16 protein-coding genes are annotated in these 13,990 nt (G+C 42.3%); all 16 read left to right on the forward strand.

Going from position 1 to position 13,990, the window contains the following annotated elements:
* The first annotated feature begins 176 nt into the window (after positions 1-176).
* A complete protein-coding gene (yfcE, locus tag NBH03_RS09940) occupies positions 177-719 on the forward strand; it encodes a phosphodiesterase (protein ID WP_117527570.1) in 543 nt (180 codons plus the stop codon).
* Positions 670-1,173 (forward strand): LURP-one-related/scramblase family protein, encoded by a 504-nt coding sequence (locus NBH03_RS09945; protein ID WP_250799487.1) that lies wholly within the window; start codon positions 670-672, stop codon positions 1,171-1,173. Before yfcE ends, NBH03_RS09945 begins: the two co-directional genes overlap by 50 nt.
* 304 nt (positions 1,174-1,477) lie before the next feature.
* Positions 1,478-1,894, forward strand: coding sequence for an RrF2 family transcriptional regulator (locus tag NBH03_RS09950; protein WP_503587136.1), 417 nt, complete (start codon positions 1,478-1,480; stop codon positions 1,892-1,894).
* Positions 1,895-1,972: 78 nt separating this feature from the next.
* Entirely contained in the window at positions 1,973-2,728 is a 756-nt protein-coding gene (sufC, locus tag NBH03_RS09955) for a Fe-S cluster assembly ATPase SufC (protein WP_117527518.1), read from the forward strand.
* Positions 2,729-2,756: 28 nt separating this feature from the next.
* The gene (gene sufB / locus NBH03_RS09960) at positions 2,757-4,163 is read left to right on the forward strand and encodes a Fe-S cluster assembly protein SufB (RefSeq protein ID WP_250799489.1); all 1,407 of its coding nucleotides are present in this window, start codon (positions 2,757-2,759) and stop codon (positions 4,161-4,163) included.
* Positions 4,164-4,182: 19 nt separating this feature from the next.
* Positions 4,183-5,250 carry a SufB/SufD family protein gene (locus NBH03_RS09965; RefSeq protein WP_015515442.1) on the forward strand — a complete coding sequence of 356 codons (1,068 nt, stop codon included), beginning with the start codon at positions 4,183-4,185 and terminating at the stop codon, positions 5,248-5,250.
* Entirely contained in the window at positions 5,237-6,454 is a 1,218-nt protein-coding gene (locus NBH03_RS09970; RefSeq protein WP_250799490.1) for an aminotransferase class V-fold PLP-dependent enzyme, read from the forward strand. Before NBH03_RS09965 ends, NBH03_RS09970 begins: the two co-directional genes overlap by 14 nt.
* Positions 6,444-6,887 (forward strand): Fe-S cluster assembly sulfur transfer protein SufU, encoded by a 444-nt coding sequence (sufU, locus tag NBH03_RS09975; RefSeq protein WP_117527514.1) that lies wholly within the window; start codon positions 6,444-6,446, stop codon positions 6,885-6,887. The genes NBH03_RS09970 and sufU overlap by 11 nt, the downstream gene beginning before the upstream one ends.
* 55 nt (positions 6,888-6,942) lie before the next feature.
* Positions 6,943-7,572 (forward strand): MBL fold metallo-hydrolase, encoded by a 630-nt coding sequence (locus tag NBH03_RS09980; protein WP_250799491.1) that lies wholly within the window; start codon positions 6,943-6,945, stop codon positions 7,570-7,572.
* A gap of 840 nt (positions 7,573-8,412) precedes the next feature.
* Complete coding sequence (locus NBH03_RS09985; protein ID WP_215690992.1) at positions 8,413-8,580, forward strand: hypothetical protein; 168 nt, start codon at positions 8,413-8,415, stop codon at positions 8,578-8,580.
* Entirely contained in the window at positions 8,577-9,695 is a 1,119-nt protein-coding gene (locus NBH03_RS09990) for a nicotinamide-nucleotide amidohydrolase family protein (protein WP_250799492.1), read from the forward strand. Before NBH03_RS09985 ends, NBH03_RS09990 begins: the two co-directional genes overlap by 4 nt.
* A 78-nt stretch (positions 9,696-9,773) precedes the next feature.
* Positions 9,774-10,310 carry a DUF1653 domain-containing protein gene (locus NBH03_RS09995; protein WP_250799493.1) on the forward strand — a complete coding sequence of 179 codons (537 nt, stop codon included), beginning with the start codon at positions 9,774-9,776 and terminating at the stop codon, positions 10,308-10,310.
* Between the two features lie 200 nt (positions 10,311-10,510).
* Positions 10,511-11,185 carry a Crp/Fnr family transcriptional regulator gene (locus NBH03_RS10000; RefSeq protein WP_250799494.1) on the forward strand — a complete coding sequence of 225 codons (675 nt, stop codon included), beginning with the start codon at positions 10,511-10,513 and terminating at the stop codon, positions 11,183-11,185.
* The gene (locus NBH03_RS10005) at positions 11,172-11,777 is read left to right on the forward strand and encodes a Crp/Fnr family transcriptional regulator (protein WP_250799495.1); all 606 of its coding nucleotides are present in this window, start codon (positions 11,172-11,174) and stop codon (positions 11,775-11,777) included. The genes NBH03_RS10000 and NBH03_RS10005 overlap by 14 nt, the downstream gene beginning before the upstream one ends.
* A 185-nt stretch (positions 11,778-11,962) precedes the next feature.
* Positions 11,963-12,253 (forward strand): hypothetical protein, encoded by a 291-nt coding sequence (locus NBH03_RS10010; RefSeq protein WP_117538562.1) that lies wholly within the window; start codon positions 11,963-11,965, stop codon positions 12,251-12,253.
* A gap of 257 nt (positions 12,254-12,510) precedes the next feature.
* On the forward strand, positions 12,511-13,803 hold the full coding sequence (locus NBH03_RS10015; protein ID WP_215690984.1) for an aspartate aminotransferase type Ic: 1,293 nt from the start codon (positions 12,511-12,513) through the stop codon (positions 13,801-13,803).
* Positions 13,804-13,990: the final 187 nt, after the last annotated feature.

Here is a 13,990-nt window from a genome sequence, read left to right on the forward strand (position 1 = left end):
ATGCTTGAATGGAGTCTGGAAGAACTGATTCAGCAGACGATGGATGCATTGAAGAATTTTCGTCCATAAAAGTTTCGTTTATCCATGAATGTGTAAGAGAGTACTTGACGAATCATTCTATTCTGACAATAATAGATAAAGGAATGAGCGTTGAATTGTCGGAAGGAGAAGAAGAGATGAAATGGATGATTGCATCAGATATACACGGCTCGGCCGCTTATCTGGAAAAGTTGCTTGAGGCTTACAAACAGGAAAAGGCAGATCGGATGCTGTTGTTAGGTGATCTTTTATATCATGGGCCCCGCAATGATTTGCCGGAGGGATATCAGCCCAAAAGAGTTATTGAGCTTTTGAATGGAATGAAAGACGATATTCTCTGTGTCCGGGGAAACTGCGAGGCGGAAGTGGATCAGATGGTGCTGGAATTTCCGGTGATGGCAGAATATGCAATTTTGACAGCTGGTACGCGGATGATTTTTGCAACCCATGGGCATGTTTTCAATGAGAAAAATTTGCCGCCGCTGCATAAAGGTGATATTCTTTTGCACGGTCATACTCATGTTCCGAAGTGTGTGGCGCATGAGAACTATATTTATATGAATCCGGGTTCGGTATCCATCCCGAAAGAAAACAGTTATCATGGGTATATGACTTGGGAAGGATCGGATTTTGTCTGGAAAGATCTTGAAGGAGGTGTTCGAAACGAAGTTATTGTTTAAGCAGCGTTTGTTTTCATGGTTTGACAGTTATGATATATATGATGAAACGGAACAGACAGTTTATGTTGTTAAAGGGCAGTTGGATTGGGGACATTGTCTGAAGATTTTCAGTGTTTACGGTGAAGAAGTCGGGACAGTCAAAGAGAAGGTGTTGACATTGCTTCCGAAGTTTGAAGTCTATGAAAAAGAAAGATATATTGGCTGCATCCAGAAAGAATTGACATTTTTGAAACCGAAATACGATATTGATTTTAACGGCTGGCATATCGAGGGCGGTTATATGGAATGGGACTATACGATTGTTGGATCGGGCGGACAGAGGATTGCTGCAATTTCGAAGGAGCTTTTTCATATGACGGACACTTACGTGATGGATATCGTGAATCCGGAAGATGCATTATATGTGCTGATGTTTGTTCTGGCGATAGATGCAGAGAAGTGTTCAAGAAATTAAATTAACTGTTCAGAGCTAACCTCCAAAATGCTAAGCATTTCATCGGTGTGGCGTATCCGCTAAATAAAATTTCAAAAAACAGTCTTAAAAATGCAAGCATTTTATACCTGTTTTTTGAAATTTTGCTTGGCTCTGAACAGTTACAAATTAAATACGGCATACAGAATGAAAATCATCTGCTGGAATAAATCCGGCGGGTGTTTTTTAGTTTAGATGATGCACTATTTTAATTGCCTATTGACATAGTAGGTAAATGGGTATATCATACACATAGAAACAGGAAAGGAATGAATGTAGGATGATAATGATTTCTTCAAAGGGGCGTTATGCACTGCGGGTTATGACGTATCTGGCGGTCAATGCAGACCGGGAGTTTGTACCGCTGAAAGAGATAGCGGAAGCGGAGAGTATTTCTCTGAAGTATCTTGAGAGTATTGCCAGAATGTTGTCAAAGGAACACTATATTGAAGGAACTAGCGGACGAGGCGGCGGTTATCATCTGACCAGAAAGCCGGAGGCATATAAAGTCGGTGACATTCTTCGATTGACCGAAGGAACACTGGCACCTGTATCCTGTCTCAAGGATGATGCAGAACCTTGCGGGAGAGCAGAGCTTTGCTGTACGCTTCCGGTATGGCAGGGGTTGTCGAATGTTATTACAGATTATCTGGATAATATGACACTGGCTGATGTGGCTGGGAAGGGCCGTTTCGATGAATAGATACAGATAACACAGGAAAATACAGCATAATAATACAGCATAATTATAATAGAGAAGAAACAAGTAGGAGGCATAAAAATGTTGAACAAGCAGTTATTGAATGTAAAAGATTTATATGTTGATGTTGAAGATAAAGAAATCCTTCATGGCGTGGATCTGTCCATTGGTGAAGGGGAGACGCATGTTTTGATGGGACCGAACGGTACAGGTAAGTCTACCCTCGGTTATGCACTGATGGGCAATCCACGTTATACTGTGAAGTCCGGCGAAATATGGTTTAAAGGCAAGAATATTACGGCGGAACCAGTCAATGAGCGTGCCAAAGACGGTATTTTTCTTTCTTTCCAGAATCCGCTTGAGATTCCAGGCGTGACACTGAGTTCCTTTATTAGAAATGCACTGGAACAGAAAACCGGCAAGAGAATCAAACTGTGGGATTTCAAGAAAGATCTTGAGAAGACAATGGCTATTTTGCAGATGGATCCGTCTTATGCGGAACGTGATCTGAATGTGGGCTTTTCCGGCGGTGAGAAGAAGAAGGCAGAGATCCTTCAGCTTCTGATGCTTAAACCTTCACTGGCCATCCTTGATGAGACAGACTCTGGCCTGGATGTGGATGCAGTACGTACAGTTTCAGCAGGTATTGAAGAATACCAGAAGACATGCAAAGGCAGTTTAATTGTTATTACACATAGTACAAAAATTCTGGAAGCACTGCATGTGGATTATACCCATGTCATGGTTGAAGGCAGGATTATCAAGACTGGAGATGCATCCCTTGTTGAAGAGATCAATGAAAACGGATTCGGAAGTTATGAAACTCAGGAGCAGTAAAAGCGGCGTGGGAAAGGAGTGACTGACGGTGAAAGAAAAGAGTCAAGTTGAAGATATAGATAGAAGCATATATGATTTTAAAGATGATGAAAAAGACGCATACAGGATTAAAGCAGGACTGACGCCTGAAATTGTGCAGAAATTGTCCAAAGAGAAACATGATCCTGCATGGATGGAACTTTTTCGTCTGCATTCTCTTCAAATTTACAATGAGATGGCAGTGCCGGATTGGGGGCCATCTATAGAAGGCTTGAATATGGATCAGATTGTTACTTATGTCAGGCCGAATACGAAGATGAAAGCCAAATGGTCCGATGTGCCGGAAGATATTAAGAATACATTTGAGCGTCTGGGTATTCCTGAAGCAGAGAGAAAGTCATTGGCCGGTGTCGGTGCCCAGTATGATTCCGAGCTGGTTTATCATAATGTTCGTGAGGAAGTCGCTGCACAGGGTGTTGTCTATACCGATATGGAGAGTGCATTGACCGGTGAATATGCAGATATGGTGAAGAAGCATTTTATGAAGCTGGTGAAACCGACAGATCATAAGTTTGCCGCACTTCACGGGGCTGTCTGGTCCGGCGGTTCATTTGTGTATGTACCGAAGGGGGTTTCTGTTGAAATTCCGCTTCAGTCTTATTTCAGATTAAATGCGCCTGGTGCAGGACAGTTTGAGCATACACTGATCATTGTGGATGAGGGGGCCGATCTGCATTTCATCGAGGGCTGTTCAGCACCGAAATATAATGTCGCCAATCTGCATGCCGGATGTGTGGAGCTTTTTGTGGGCAAGAATGCAAGACTTCGTTATTCGACGATTGAAAACTGGTCCAAGAATATGTACAATCTGAACACAAAGAGAGCATTGGTAGAAGAAGGAGGTACCATTGAATGGGTATCCGGTTCCTTTGGTTCACATGTTTCCTATCTGTATCCGATGAGCATTCTCAAAGGCCGTGACTCCAAGATGGAATTTACAGGCATTACATTTGCCGGCAAAGGCCAGAATCTGGATACAGGTGCCAAAGTTGTTCATATTGGAGAAAATACAAGTTCTTATATTAATACTAAATCTATTTCAAAGGATGGCGGTATCAGTACATTCCGTTCATCTGTTGTTGTGAATAAAGGTGCAGAAAATGCAAAATCTGCGGTTTCCTGCCAGTCTTTGATGCTGGATTCGGAATCCAGATCAGATACGATCCCTGCTATGGATATCCGTACCAAGAATGCTAATGTAGGTCATGAAGCACAGATCGGCAGTATCAGTGACGAGGCTGTTTTCTATCTGATGTCCAGAGGCATGAGCGAGGAAGATGCAAGAGCGTGCATCGTCAGTGGATTTGCGGACAACGTATCAAAGGAGCTGCCTCTTGAGTATGCACTTGAGATGAACAATCTGATTCGACTTGAAATGAAAGGCAGTATTGGATAGGGTAAAGGAGGATTTGAAGATGAAAGAGAATGAGACATTAAAGATTAATCCGCTGCCATCCAAAACATGGTACTGGCTCCATTTAAATGATACAACAGTGAAATGGAATGGGGATGTGCAGCCTTGCATGGTGATGGCAGAAGAGCCGGAACAGGTATCTGAAGCCGGTTTGAATATAAAGGAAATGACAACAGGCGTCGGCGCTGAGGCGGATGCGATATTTGAGGATGAGAATCTTCCGATTTTACAGTTTACAGCAAAGGCTGAAGCCGGTGACAGAGTCATCAGACTGGATATCAGCAGTGAAGATAAGGAGAATGCAGCGGGAACTGTTTATATTGCAGCGGAAGAAAATGCCCGTGTGACAGTGATTGAGAAGTTTACATCTGGCAAAAAGGCTCAGAGCGATCTGGCATTCAGAACAAAACTTTATGCTGGGAAAAACAGCACGATTCGTCTGATACAGATCAATATGCTGGATGAAGGACAGAGATTACTGAACGCAGTAGGTTCTGTCTGCGACGAGACAGCAAAGCTTGATGTTCTTCAGATGTTTGTCGGCAGAGGTGATGTATATAACGGCATTCAGACAGAACTGGAAGGCAACCAGTCTGAACTACACACGGAGATTGGCTATATTGGCCAGAAGCAGCAGACATTGGATATGAATCTGGTTATCAACCACTGGGGAAAGAAGACAAATTGTGACATTCAGGTAGATGGTACACTAAAAGATGCGGCAAAGAAAGTTTTCAGAGGTTCCATTGATTTTAAACGCGGTTCATCGGGATCCAAAGGTGCAGAAACTGAGAATGTACTGTTGCTTGGGGATGATGTGGAGAATAAGACGATTCCATTGATTCTTTGCGCAGAAGAGGATGTAGATGGCAGCCACGGCGCAACCATTGGTGAATTGGATGAAGAAACATTATTCTATTTTGCGGCCAGAGGCATCGATCAGGAGACAGCCGAGGATATTATGACAAAAGCAAAACTTGAAGTCCTCTACCAGCATATACAGGATGAAGAAACAGAAAGGATTGTAGCAGACCAGCTTACAAAGGTGATGAGCAATGACAGCCAGTGATTACAGAAAAGATTTCCCTCTTTTACAGAATGAGGATACGATTTATATAGATAATGCAGCAACAGCCCAGCGCCCGCAGGCTGTACTGGATGCAGTCAAGGTTTTTTATGAGACAGAAAATGCGAACCCGCTGAGAGGCTTTTATCCTCTCAGTCTGAAGGCTACCGAGAGTTGTGAGAACGCCAGAGCGACAGTACGTGATTTTATTCATGCAACTTCCAAGAAAGAGATTATTTTTACAAGAAATACAACAGAAGGGCTGAATCTGGTGGCCTACAGCTATGGCCTCAGCCATCTGAAGGCTGGAGATGAGATTGCGGTCACTATTATGGAGCATCACAGCAATCTTTTGCCATGGCAGATGGTGGCACGTCAGACCGGTGCTGAATTAAAGTTTATGGAGTGTGAAACTGACGGCACATTGACAGATGAAACGATTCAGACGGTAATCAATGAGAAGACAAAACTGGTGGCAGTGGCTCAGGTATCCAATGTTCTCGGATGTGTCAATCCGATAGAGAAAATCGTGGCCCGCGCACACGAAGTAGGCGCAGTGGTTGTAATGGATGGTGCGCAGAGTGTACCGCATATGCCTGTGGATGTGCAGAAACTGGATGTGGATTTTATGGCATTTTCAGGGCATAAACTCATGGGGCCGATGGGAATCGGTGTATTATATGGCAGGAAAGTATTGCTCGAAGAAATGCCGCCATTTCTCACTGGCGGTGAAATGATAGATTCCGTGACACGAGAAGGGGCAGTATTTGCGGAATTACCGCATAAATTTGAGGCCGGAACAGTGAATGCTGCCGGTGCAGCAGGGTTGGCGGCTGCCATTGATTACCTGAATCAGGTAAGCTTTGATTTTATCCAGGAGCAGGAACTGGCCTTAACACAGCGTGCGATGGAAGGATTGGCTAAGGTGCCGCATGTACATGTGATGGGCTCTGAAGATCCGGCAAACCATACAGGTATCGTATCTTTTACAATAGAGGGTGTTCATCCGCACGATGTCAGTGAAATCCTTGCTTCAGACGGCATTGATGTTCGTGCCGGTCATCACTGTGCTCAGCCGCTTCTGACCTATCTTGGCGTTCATTCTTCGACAAGAGCAAGTTTTATGTTTTACAATACATTGGATGAAGTGGATGCTTTTGTAAAGAGCGTTGCCAGCATAAGAAGGAGAATGGGATATGGAGAGTAGAAGTTTTTATAATGAAATATTGACAGAACATAATCTGCGGCCGGAGTATAAACATGATCTTCCGGATGCCAATATTGTTCTGGAAGGAGTCAATCCAAACTGCGGAGATGATATTTTTCTGAAATTGAAAGTTGAAAACGATGTCATTGAAGATGGTGCCTTTGTAGGAGATGGATGTGCCATTTCCCAGGCATCCGCAGACATTATGCTGGGGATGATCCTTGGAAAAACAAAGGAAGAGGCATTGAAGCTTGGTGACATGTTCCTGCGTATGATTCAGGGAGAAGCGACGGATGAGGAAATCGATCAGTTGGAAGAAGCTTCTGCATTGAAAGATATTGCCCATATGCCTGCCAGAGTAAAGTGTGCAGTCCTGGGTTGGCATACATTGGATGAGGCTTTCAAGAAAGCCAAAGAAAATTCAGCTTCATAAGGACAGAGAGTGCCGGATATGGTAGAATAGAGAAAAAGCAAGGAGGTAACAGATAATGTATGAAGAAGTTCAGGTTTTAACTCACAGCAGTATTCGTATAGCAGGAAATCAGATCATTTATTTTGATCCATTTCATGTGGAGGAAGAAACCCATGATGCTGATATTATTTGCGTGACCCATGAACATTTTGATCACTATTCACCGGAAGATCTGGCGAAGGTAAAAAATGCAGCAACGATTCTTGTCTGTCCGAAGTCAATGAAGGATTCATTGAGCAACAGCGGTATTTCTGAGGAGTTTACAGAATTGGTAGCTCCGGGAGATGAACTGGAGATCAATGGTGTCAGGATTCAGGCAGTGCCTGCCTACAATATTGGCAAACAGTTTCATCCGCAGCAGAATCAATGGGTAGGTTATCTTGTGACAATGAATGAGGTGACTTATTATATTGCTGGAGATACGGATATCAATGAGGATGTGAAGAAAATCCAGTGTGATGTGGCTATGATTCCTGTCGGCGGAACGTATACAATGACAGCAGAAGAGGCAGCTGAGCTGGCAGAAATAATTCATCCGAAAGCAGCAGTACCGACACATTATGGTTCGGTAGCAGGCAAAGCTGAAGATGGTCAGATATTTGCAGATATGCTAAAAGACAAAATCAATGTCATCTTAAAAATGTAATAGATATAAGAGATTTGCAAATCCTTGTAGATTTAAAGCGAAACTGGAAGGCATATTTATTTGTGTACAGACAGTTTCGCTTTTTTATTAGTCAGAAAGAAGATAGAAATGTTTCTGCAGGAAGAGAGAAGAGGGGGGAAAGCCGTATATAGTAGGTGAGTACACTTAAAAAGTACGAAAATTCTGAATATTTATAATTGGAAGATTAATATAAAGAAAACTATTGACGTTTTAAAATAACTGTGTTACTATAAAGACAACAAAGAGGAGATGCCTAACAGAAACAAAGGAAGTTTATTCCAGTATTAGACCAAGAGGATAGTTAGAAGTAGTCGAGTCTTAGAACAGGAGGACGGTCCAATGGCATAAGAAGTCTTGATCAAATCGAATAATAATCTCTCACGAGTTTACATAGATGTCGTTAACAGCTATACATGTAACAGAGGAGATGATGATTATGAAGAAAGGCAGAGGCCCATAGTGGACATGCAAATTTATGAATAGGAGGTATAGTCCAAAAGGAACATAATTTATCCAATCGAATTCTATGAAAGTTGAAGGTGTATTAAATGAAATTACAGGAAATTCATTAAAAGCCCGGTCGAAGGAAGATTCATCGATCGGGCTTTTAATTTTGTATGTTCGATTGGCGTGAATGAAGTTTATGAATTTGGATTATTGCTGGCGAAGAATATCAGAATCTGTCGAAGGGTGTCGAATGGGGGCAGAATGAGAAGAGAATTGAACGGGAAATGGACTTGATTAATCAAATGACTGATGATAGTATGGTGGATACAGAGAAAAATATGTCTATAGAAATTCCTGAGGGAGAGGATAGATATGCGTACAGCTATAGAAGATATAATAAAAGAGCGGGCATGTATAGAGCATGAAGAAGGAAAGCTTCAGATTTTAACAAATTTGATTAAAGACAGTATTCTGACTATTCAAGGAGCTGCTAAACGAATGAATATGACAGAAGAAGTGTTTAGGAGTAAAATGAGATGAGTGCAATGAATACTTTTACCGGGCGGATTTTTGATCCGCTGAAGATGATGAAACAGGATGTTTGTGTGGAGGATATTGCCCATGCACTAAGCCTGGTTTGCAGGGGCGGTGGGCATATCCGCTATTTTTTTTCGGTGGCGCAGCATTCGATGAATTGTGCCAGTGAAGCAGCTGCCAGAGGATGGTCGGGGCGAATTGTTCTGGCATGTTTGCTGCATGACGCCAGTGAGGCTTATATTGCGGATATTATCCGGCCGGTGAAACCTTATCTGACGAATTATCTGGACATCGAGGCACAGATCATGGATGTCATTTATGATTATTTTGAATTGGCGGATCTGACACCCGAAGAGAAAAAGTTCTGCAAGCAGATAGATGATGAGATGATGGAGCATGAACTTAGAATAATGATGCCGGGAGAAGAGCGCAGACAGACGCCTATATTGATGTCGGAACCGGATTTCAGAGAAAGGCCTTACAGGGATGTTGAAGAAGAATTTAAAGGTATGGTTGAAAAATATACAGAGAATTTGAAGAAGCCGGACATGGGTGATAAATGCGGCGGTTTGGTGAATGCAAAGGCAATCTCCGAGAATAATAGAGCAAAATACGAGGAGGCAGCGGTCAGGGAAGGATACAGGCAGTTGACGAAACTTCTGATAGAGAAGAAAATGACGATCACGACCATGGAGAGTGCGACTTCCGGTCAGATTGCTTCGTTGATCACTGATACAGAGGGTTCTTCGGCGGTATTCAAGGGGGCTTTTGTGACTTATTGCAATGAGGCAAAAGTTATGCAGGGGGTGCCGGCCGACATACTTGACAGGTATACGGTCTATTCCAAGGAAACAGCAGAGGCAATGGCAGCAGCCTGTGCGAAAACTTATCAAGCGGATATCGGTATCGGTGTGACAGGAACCATGGGAAATATAGATCCGGCCAATCCGGATGCATCCGTTCCTGGGCAGGTGTATTTTGCAATTGTGATTAACGGAGACATGAAGTCCTATTATATTGAACTGGCAGTGCAGCCTACAAGACTGACTTACAAACTGGCAGTTGCAAAGGAGATTCTGGATGTATTGGTGTCGAGGGTGAATCAGGTGTCCGGATGAATCCGGTGAAACGGAAAGCGAATGAAGCGGTGCGGAAAAAGCGGGAATTGTAATGAATCAGAAGAAGTGGAGAAGAACATGAAACAAGTAAAGATCATAAAGAAAAAAGATGATTATACAATGGAATACGAAGTAGGAGATATCTGTAAAGTAACAGGTACCTGGTATGGTGGTGTTCACATTGAGGGAAAGACAGGTATTCCTGTATCCATTGACAGAGAGGAATATATTGAACTGGATGCGCAGGGAAAGCCTGAGCAGGCGGCAGCAGAGAATGTCCGGATGGATGAACAGAATGGTCATTCCGAATCTAAGGGAGATGAAGCAGCTGCAGAGGATGTTCTTGAAAGGGACATTGAAGTGGGAGATATTGTTCGACATTTCAAACGGGAATGGGTATCAGAGGAAAGTGCGGAATACTTATACAAAGTTCTGGCATTTGCACAGCATACGGAAACAGGTGAGAAACTGGTGATTTATGAAGCGCTTTATCCGCCGTATAAAACATGTGCCAGACCATACGGGATGTTTATGAGTGAGGTAGATAGAACCAAATACCCGGATGTGCAGCAGAAATACCGTTTTGAAAAAGTAGAAACAAAGCGCTGGGTATAATAAAAAATTGATGGTCTGCTGATGTGAGAAAAGAAATGGACGGACAATACAGGTTATAGAGCGAAAAGAAAACATGCTTTATAACCTGTTTATTTTTTTTAGAACAAAAATTATATTAACAAATGTTAATGAAATTCTATGTTTAAAATGTTACTATTATGGAATCATGACTTAAAAATGAATATAAGGGGTAATGATATATGGTGTCAGAAGAATTGATCAGGCAACTTTTCCGTACACAGGATCAAGCGGTGATCAGAAGACTGAGTGAGATTTCAGAGACAGTCATTTACAAGAAAAGGCAGGAAATCCATAAAGCAGGAGAGACCTATACACATTTTTATATGTTGCTGAGAGGGGCAGTTTATACATATTTTTATGATGAGCATCAGCATCCGGTTGTTCTGTGCTTTTTTTCGGAGAAGAATGATTTCATGAATGTAGAAAATTTCAATAAACAGTCAACGGTTGGGATGACAGCATTGACAGAGACAGAGGTTTTTCGGGTTCCGATTAAAGAAATACTTCAGCTTTCCGATGAAATACCAACATTGATCTGGGTGTATGCAGGATATCTGCAGAAGACCATGATGTATCTCTGCGTCATTAATAATCGGAGAATGAACCTGACGGCTGAAGAACGATATCAGTGGTTTTGTGAAAAATGGCCGGAGGTTGAGGCCAGTGCAAGTAATAAGCAGATTGCATCCTTTTTAAGAATGCGTCCGGAATCATTGAGTCGTCTGAAAGCACAGATGAAGCAAAGTGAAAAAGAGGCAAAAACATTGGAAAATATTCTGGTGACAAAGGATCTGCAGTGGGATTATATGGATATCAAGGAAATGATAGAGAAAAGACAGAATGGACAGGGGTAGAGATGTTATGACAACAGTGGAAGCAATCAATGCATGTATTCCATTAAATAATCCAGAGTTGACGGGGCAGTTGGGAAGATTATCGGAGATTGTACATTATAAAAAAGGTGATTGTATTTACGATATTGGTGATATTCAAAAGAAGGTTTATGTTCTTATTGAAGGGATGCTCCGATGTTATTTTATTGATGAATCACAGACAGAAATGACAGATTCTTTCATGACAGAGAAGGGAATGGTCGCGAATTCTGTAGAAATTTTTGTTGGAAAAGAAACGCCGTCGGTTGTCGGTGTAGAAGTGCTGAATGAAACCACTGTTTTGGAGATACCGGTGCAGGCAGTTTTTGACCTTATGCATCAATATCCGAGAATGGCCAAGCTCTATGTCAGATGTCTGCATCAGGCGCTGGAATTTCAGAATGAGATCAATATCAAGCGGCTTTATTTGCCGGGCAATAAGCGTTATGAATGGTTCTGCAAAAAGTGGCCGGAAGTCGATCAGATCGCAAGTAATCAGCAGATTGCTTCTTTTCTTGGCATTCGCTCAGAATCTCTCAGCAGACTGCGGCATCAAAAAAGGAAGCATCAGTGAGAGATAATCTATATTGTTTTCGAAACAGCGATATTGATTGCGCATGGATGCCGATTTTTGTCGAAATCTTTGGGGTGCCTGTTCGACGGCTTTCGACACCCATTCTGGTATTTTTGTGTTATAGTTTGTAATGCTTACATGTGAGTTGCAGGATAACATTGAGAATAGAAGATGAGGTGGAGAAAATGAGGAAGGAAATCGTCGAATTAGAACAGTTGTTAGAGATTCAGAGATTGCAGAACATGGCATGGTGGGAGACATCAGATCAGTATCAGGAAGAACTGGAAGCATCAGAAGAGGTACGTGAAGAATATGAAGAGATGCTGAAAGAGCTTTCACCGGAGTTGTGTGCGATATTGGATCGGATTGAAGAGGCATGGTATCTGATGAAGGAGGCTGAACTTCAGGCAACCTATATGCAGGGTATATCGGATGGTATGGACATGCAGAAAGAGAAGTTGAGAAGGGTTTGCTGAGTGATCCTTACTGTCTGGGACAGTTATCGTAATTTTAAATAATGGACAAAAGAAACCGATTTAATGCAAAAACCACTGGTAATATTCACGAAAAATGCTGAAATTGCAGGATTATATTAATTAACTTGCAAAAAAATGCAAAAGATTGTTGATTCATTCATCGCTTAGCGTTATAATAAGAGCGCAATTTGTATTATGAATAAAAGGGTATACATAGAGCGCAGTCTGCACTCTGTGATCAGAAGGGAATGTCAACAATGATGAGTAAGGCGTATGCATCAATGAGCAGAGAAGAACTGCTCTCTTTGAAGGAAGAACTTGATAAGGAATTTCAGGGATACAAGGAGAAAGGGCTGAAGCTGGATATGTCCAGAGGCAAGCCTTCTATCGCACAGCTGAATCTTTCCATGGGAATGATGGATGTTTTTCACAGTGAGTCTGATCTGAAATGTGAAGATGGCACAGACTGCCGTAATTATGGTGTACTGGATGGTATTCCGGAAGCAAAGAGACTGTTGGCCTCTATTGCTGAAGTGAATCCGAATAACATTATGATTTTTGGTAACTCCAGTCTGAATGTGATGTATGATACAGTAGCGAGAGCTTATATGTTCGGCCTTCTTGGACATACACCATGGTGCAAGCTTGACAAGGTGAAATTCCTTTGTCCGGCACCGGGCTATGACCGTCATTTCAAGATTACAGAGACTTTTGGTTTTGATCTGATCACAATCCCGATGCATGAGGATGGACCGGATATGGACATGGTAGAAGAATATGTCAATAATGATCCGGCAGTCAAGGGAATCTGGTGTGTACCGAAGTATTCCAACCCACAGGGTTATTCCTATTCTGATGAAGTTGTCAGACGTTTTGCGGCATTGACACCGGCAGCAGAAGATTTCAGAATTTTCTGGGATAATGCTTACAGTGTCCATCATCTGTATGAAGATAAGAGGGATGAAATCCTGGAGATCCTTGAAGAATGTGCTAAGGCCGGTCATCCGGATATGGTTTTCAAGTTTACATCAACGTCTAAGATCAGCTTCCCTGGTTCCGGCGTTGCAGCTATTGCGACATCCGATGCCAACATGGCAGATATCCGCAAATACATGGTTGTTCAGACAATCGGTCACGACAAGCTGAATCAGCTGAGACATGTTCGTTTCTTCAGAGATCGATATGGTGTGGAAGCACAGATGCGTCGTCATGCCGATATTCTGAGACCGAAGTTTGAAATGGTTGAGCAGACACTGGAGGATGAACTTGGCGGTCTTGAAATCGGTACATGGACAAAGCCTCTTGGTGGATATTTCATTTCTTTTGATGCTTTGGAGGGCTGTGCGAAAGCGATTGTTGCCAAGGCAAAAGAGGCAGGCGTTGTGATGACAGGTGCAGGTGCTACATTCCCATACGGAAAGGATCCTAAGGACAGCAATATCCGTATTGCACCATCTTATCCGACAGTTGAAGAACTGGCTGTTGCGGCCAAGCTTTTTGCACTTTGTGTCAAGCTTGTCAGTGTTGAGAAGATTCTTGAGAGCAAATAGATGCGCTTTAAATGGATGTAGATTGATAAAAAGATAAAAGAAATTAAGAATAAGCCGTTTACTGCCAATGATGAAAATTCTGTTTAGATATAGAATATGTCATCACCAGGGCAGCAGGCGGCTTATTTTGTTGCGAAAAATATTGGATTCTGCTATAATAACTCTACTATACTTGTATGAAATGAGT

This window comes from Coprococcus intestinalis, from assembly GCF_023656595.1.
GTDB classification, from domain to species: domain Bacteria; phylum Bacillota; class Clostridia; order Lachnospirales; family Lachnospiraceae; genus Coprococcus_A; species Coprococcus_A intestinihominis.

Excerpts from the sequence above, each read along its gene's own strand:
- yfcE (WP_117527570.1), top strand. The coding sequence starts at position 177 with ATGAAATGGATGATTGCATCAGATATACACGGCTCGGCCGCTTATCTG.
- NBH03_RS09950 (WP_503587136.1), top strand. The coding sequence starts at position 1,478 with ATGATTTCTTCAAAGGGGCGTTATGCACTGCGGGTTATGACGTATCTG.
- sufC (WP_117527518.1), top strand. The coding sequence starts at position 1,973 with ATGTTGAACAAGCAGTTATTGAATGTAAAAGATTTATATGTTGATGTT.
- NBH03_RS09965 (WP_015515442.1), top strand. The coding sequence starts at position 4,183 with ATGAAAGAGAATGAGACATTAAAGATTAATCCGCTGCCATCCAAAACA.
- NBH03_RS09970 (WP_250799490.1), top strand. The coding sequence starts at position 5,237 with ATGACAGCCAGTGATTACAGAAAAGATTTCCCTCTTTTACAGAATGAG.
- sufU (WP_117527514.1), top strand. The coding sequence starts at position 6,444 with ATGGAGAGTAGAAGTTTTTATAATGAAATATTGACAGAACATAATCTG.
- NBH03_RS09980 (WP_250799491.1), top strand. The coding sequence starts at position 6,943 with ATGTATGAAGAAGTTCAGGTTTTAACTCACAGCAGTATTCGTATAGCA.
- NBH03_RS09985 (WP_215690992.1), top strand. The coding sequence starts at position 8,413 with ATGCGTACAGCTATAGAAGATATAATAAAAGAGCGGGCATGTATAGAG.
- NBH03_RS09990 (WP_250799492.1), top strand. The coding sequence starts at position 8,577 with ATGAGTGCAATGAATACTTTTACCGGGCGGATTTTTGATCCGCTGAAG.
- NBH03_RS09995 (WP_250799493.1), top strand. The coding sequence starts at position 9,774 with ATGAAACAAGTAAAGATCATAAAGAAAAAAGATGATTATACAATGGAA.
- NBH03_RS10000 (WP_250799494.1), top strand. The coding sequence starts at position 10,511 with ATGGTGTCAGAAGAATTGATCAGGCAACTTTTCCGTACACAGGATCAA.
- NBH03_RS10005 (WP_250799495.1), top strand. The coding sequence starts at position 11,172 with ATGGACAGGGGTAGAGATGTTATGACAACAGTGGAAGCAATCAATGCA.
- NBH03_RS10010 (WP_117538562.1), top strand. The coding sequence starts at position 11,963 with ATGAGGAAGGAAATCGTCGAATTAGAACAGTTGTTAGAGATTCAGAGA.
- NBH03_RS10015 (WP_215690984.1), top strand. The coding sequence starts at position 12,511 with ATGATGAGTAAGGCGTATGCATCAATGAGCAGAGAAGAACTGCTCTCT.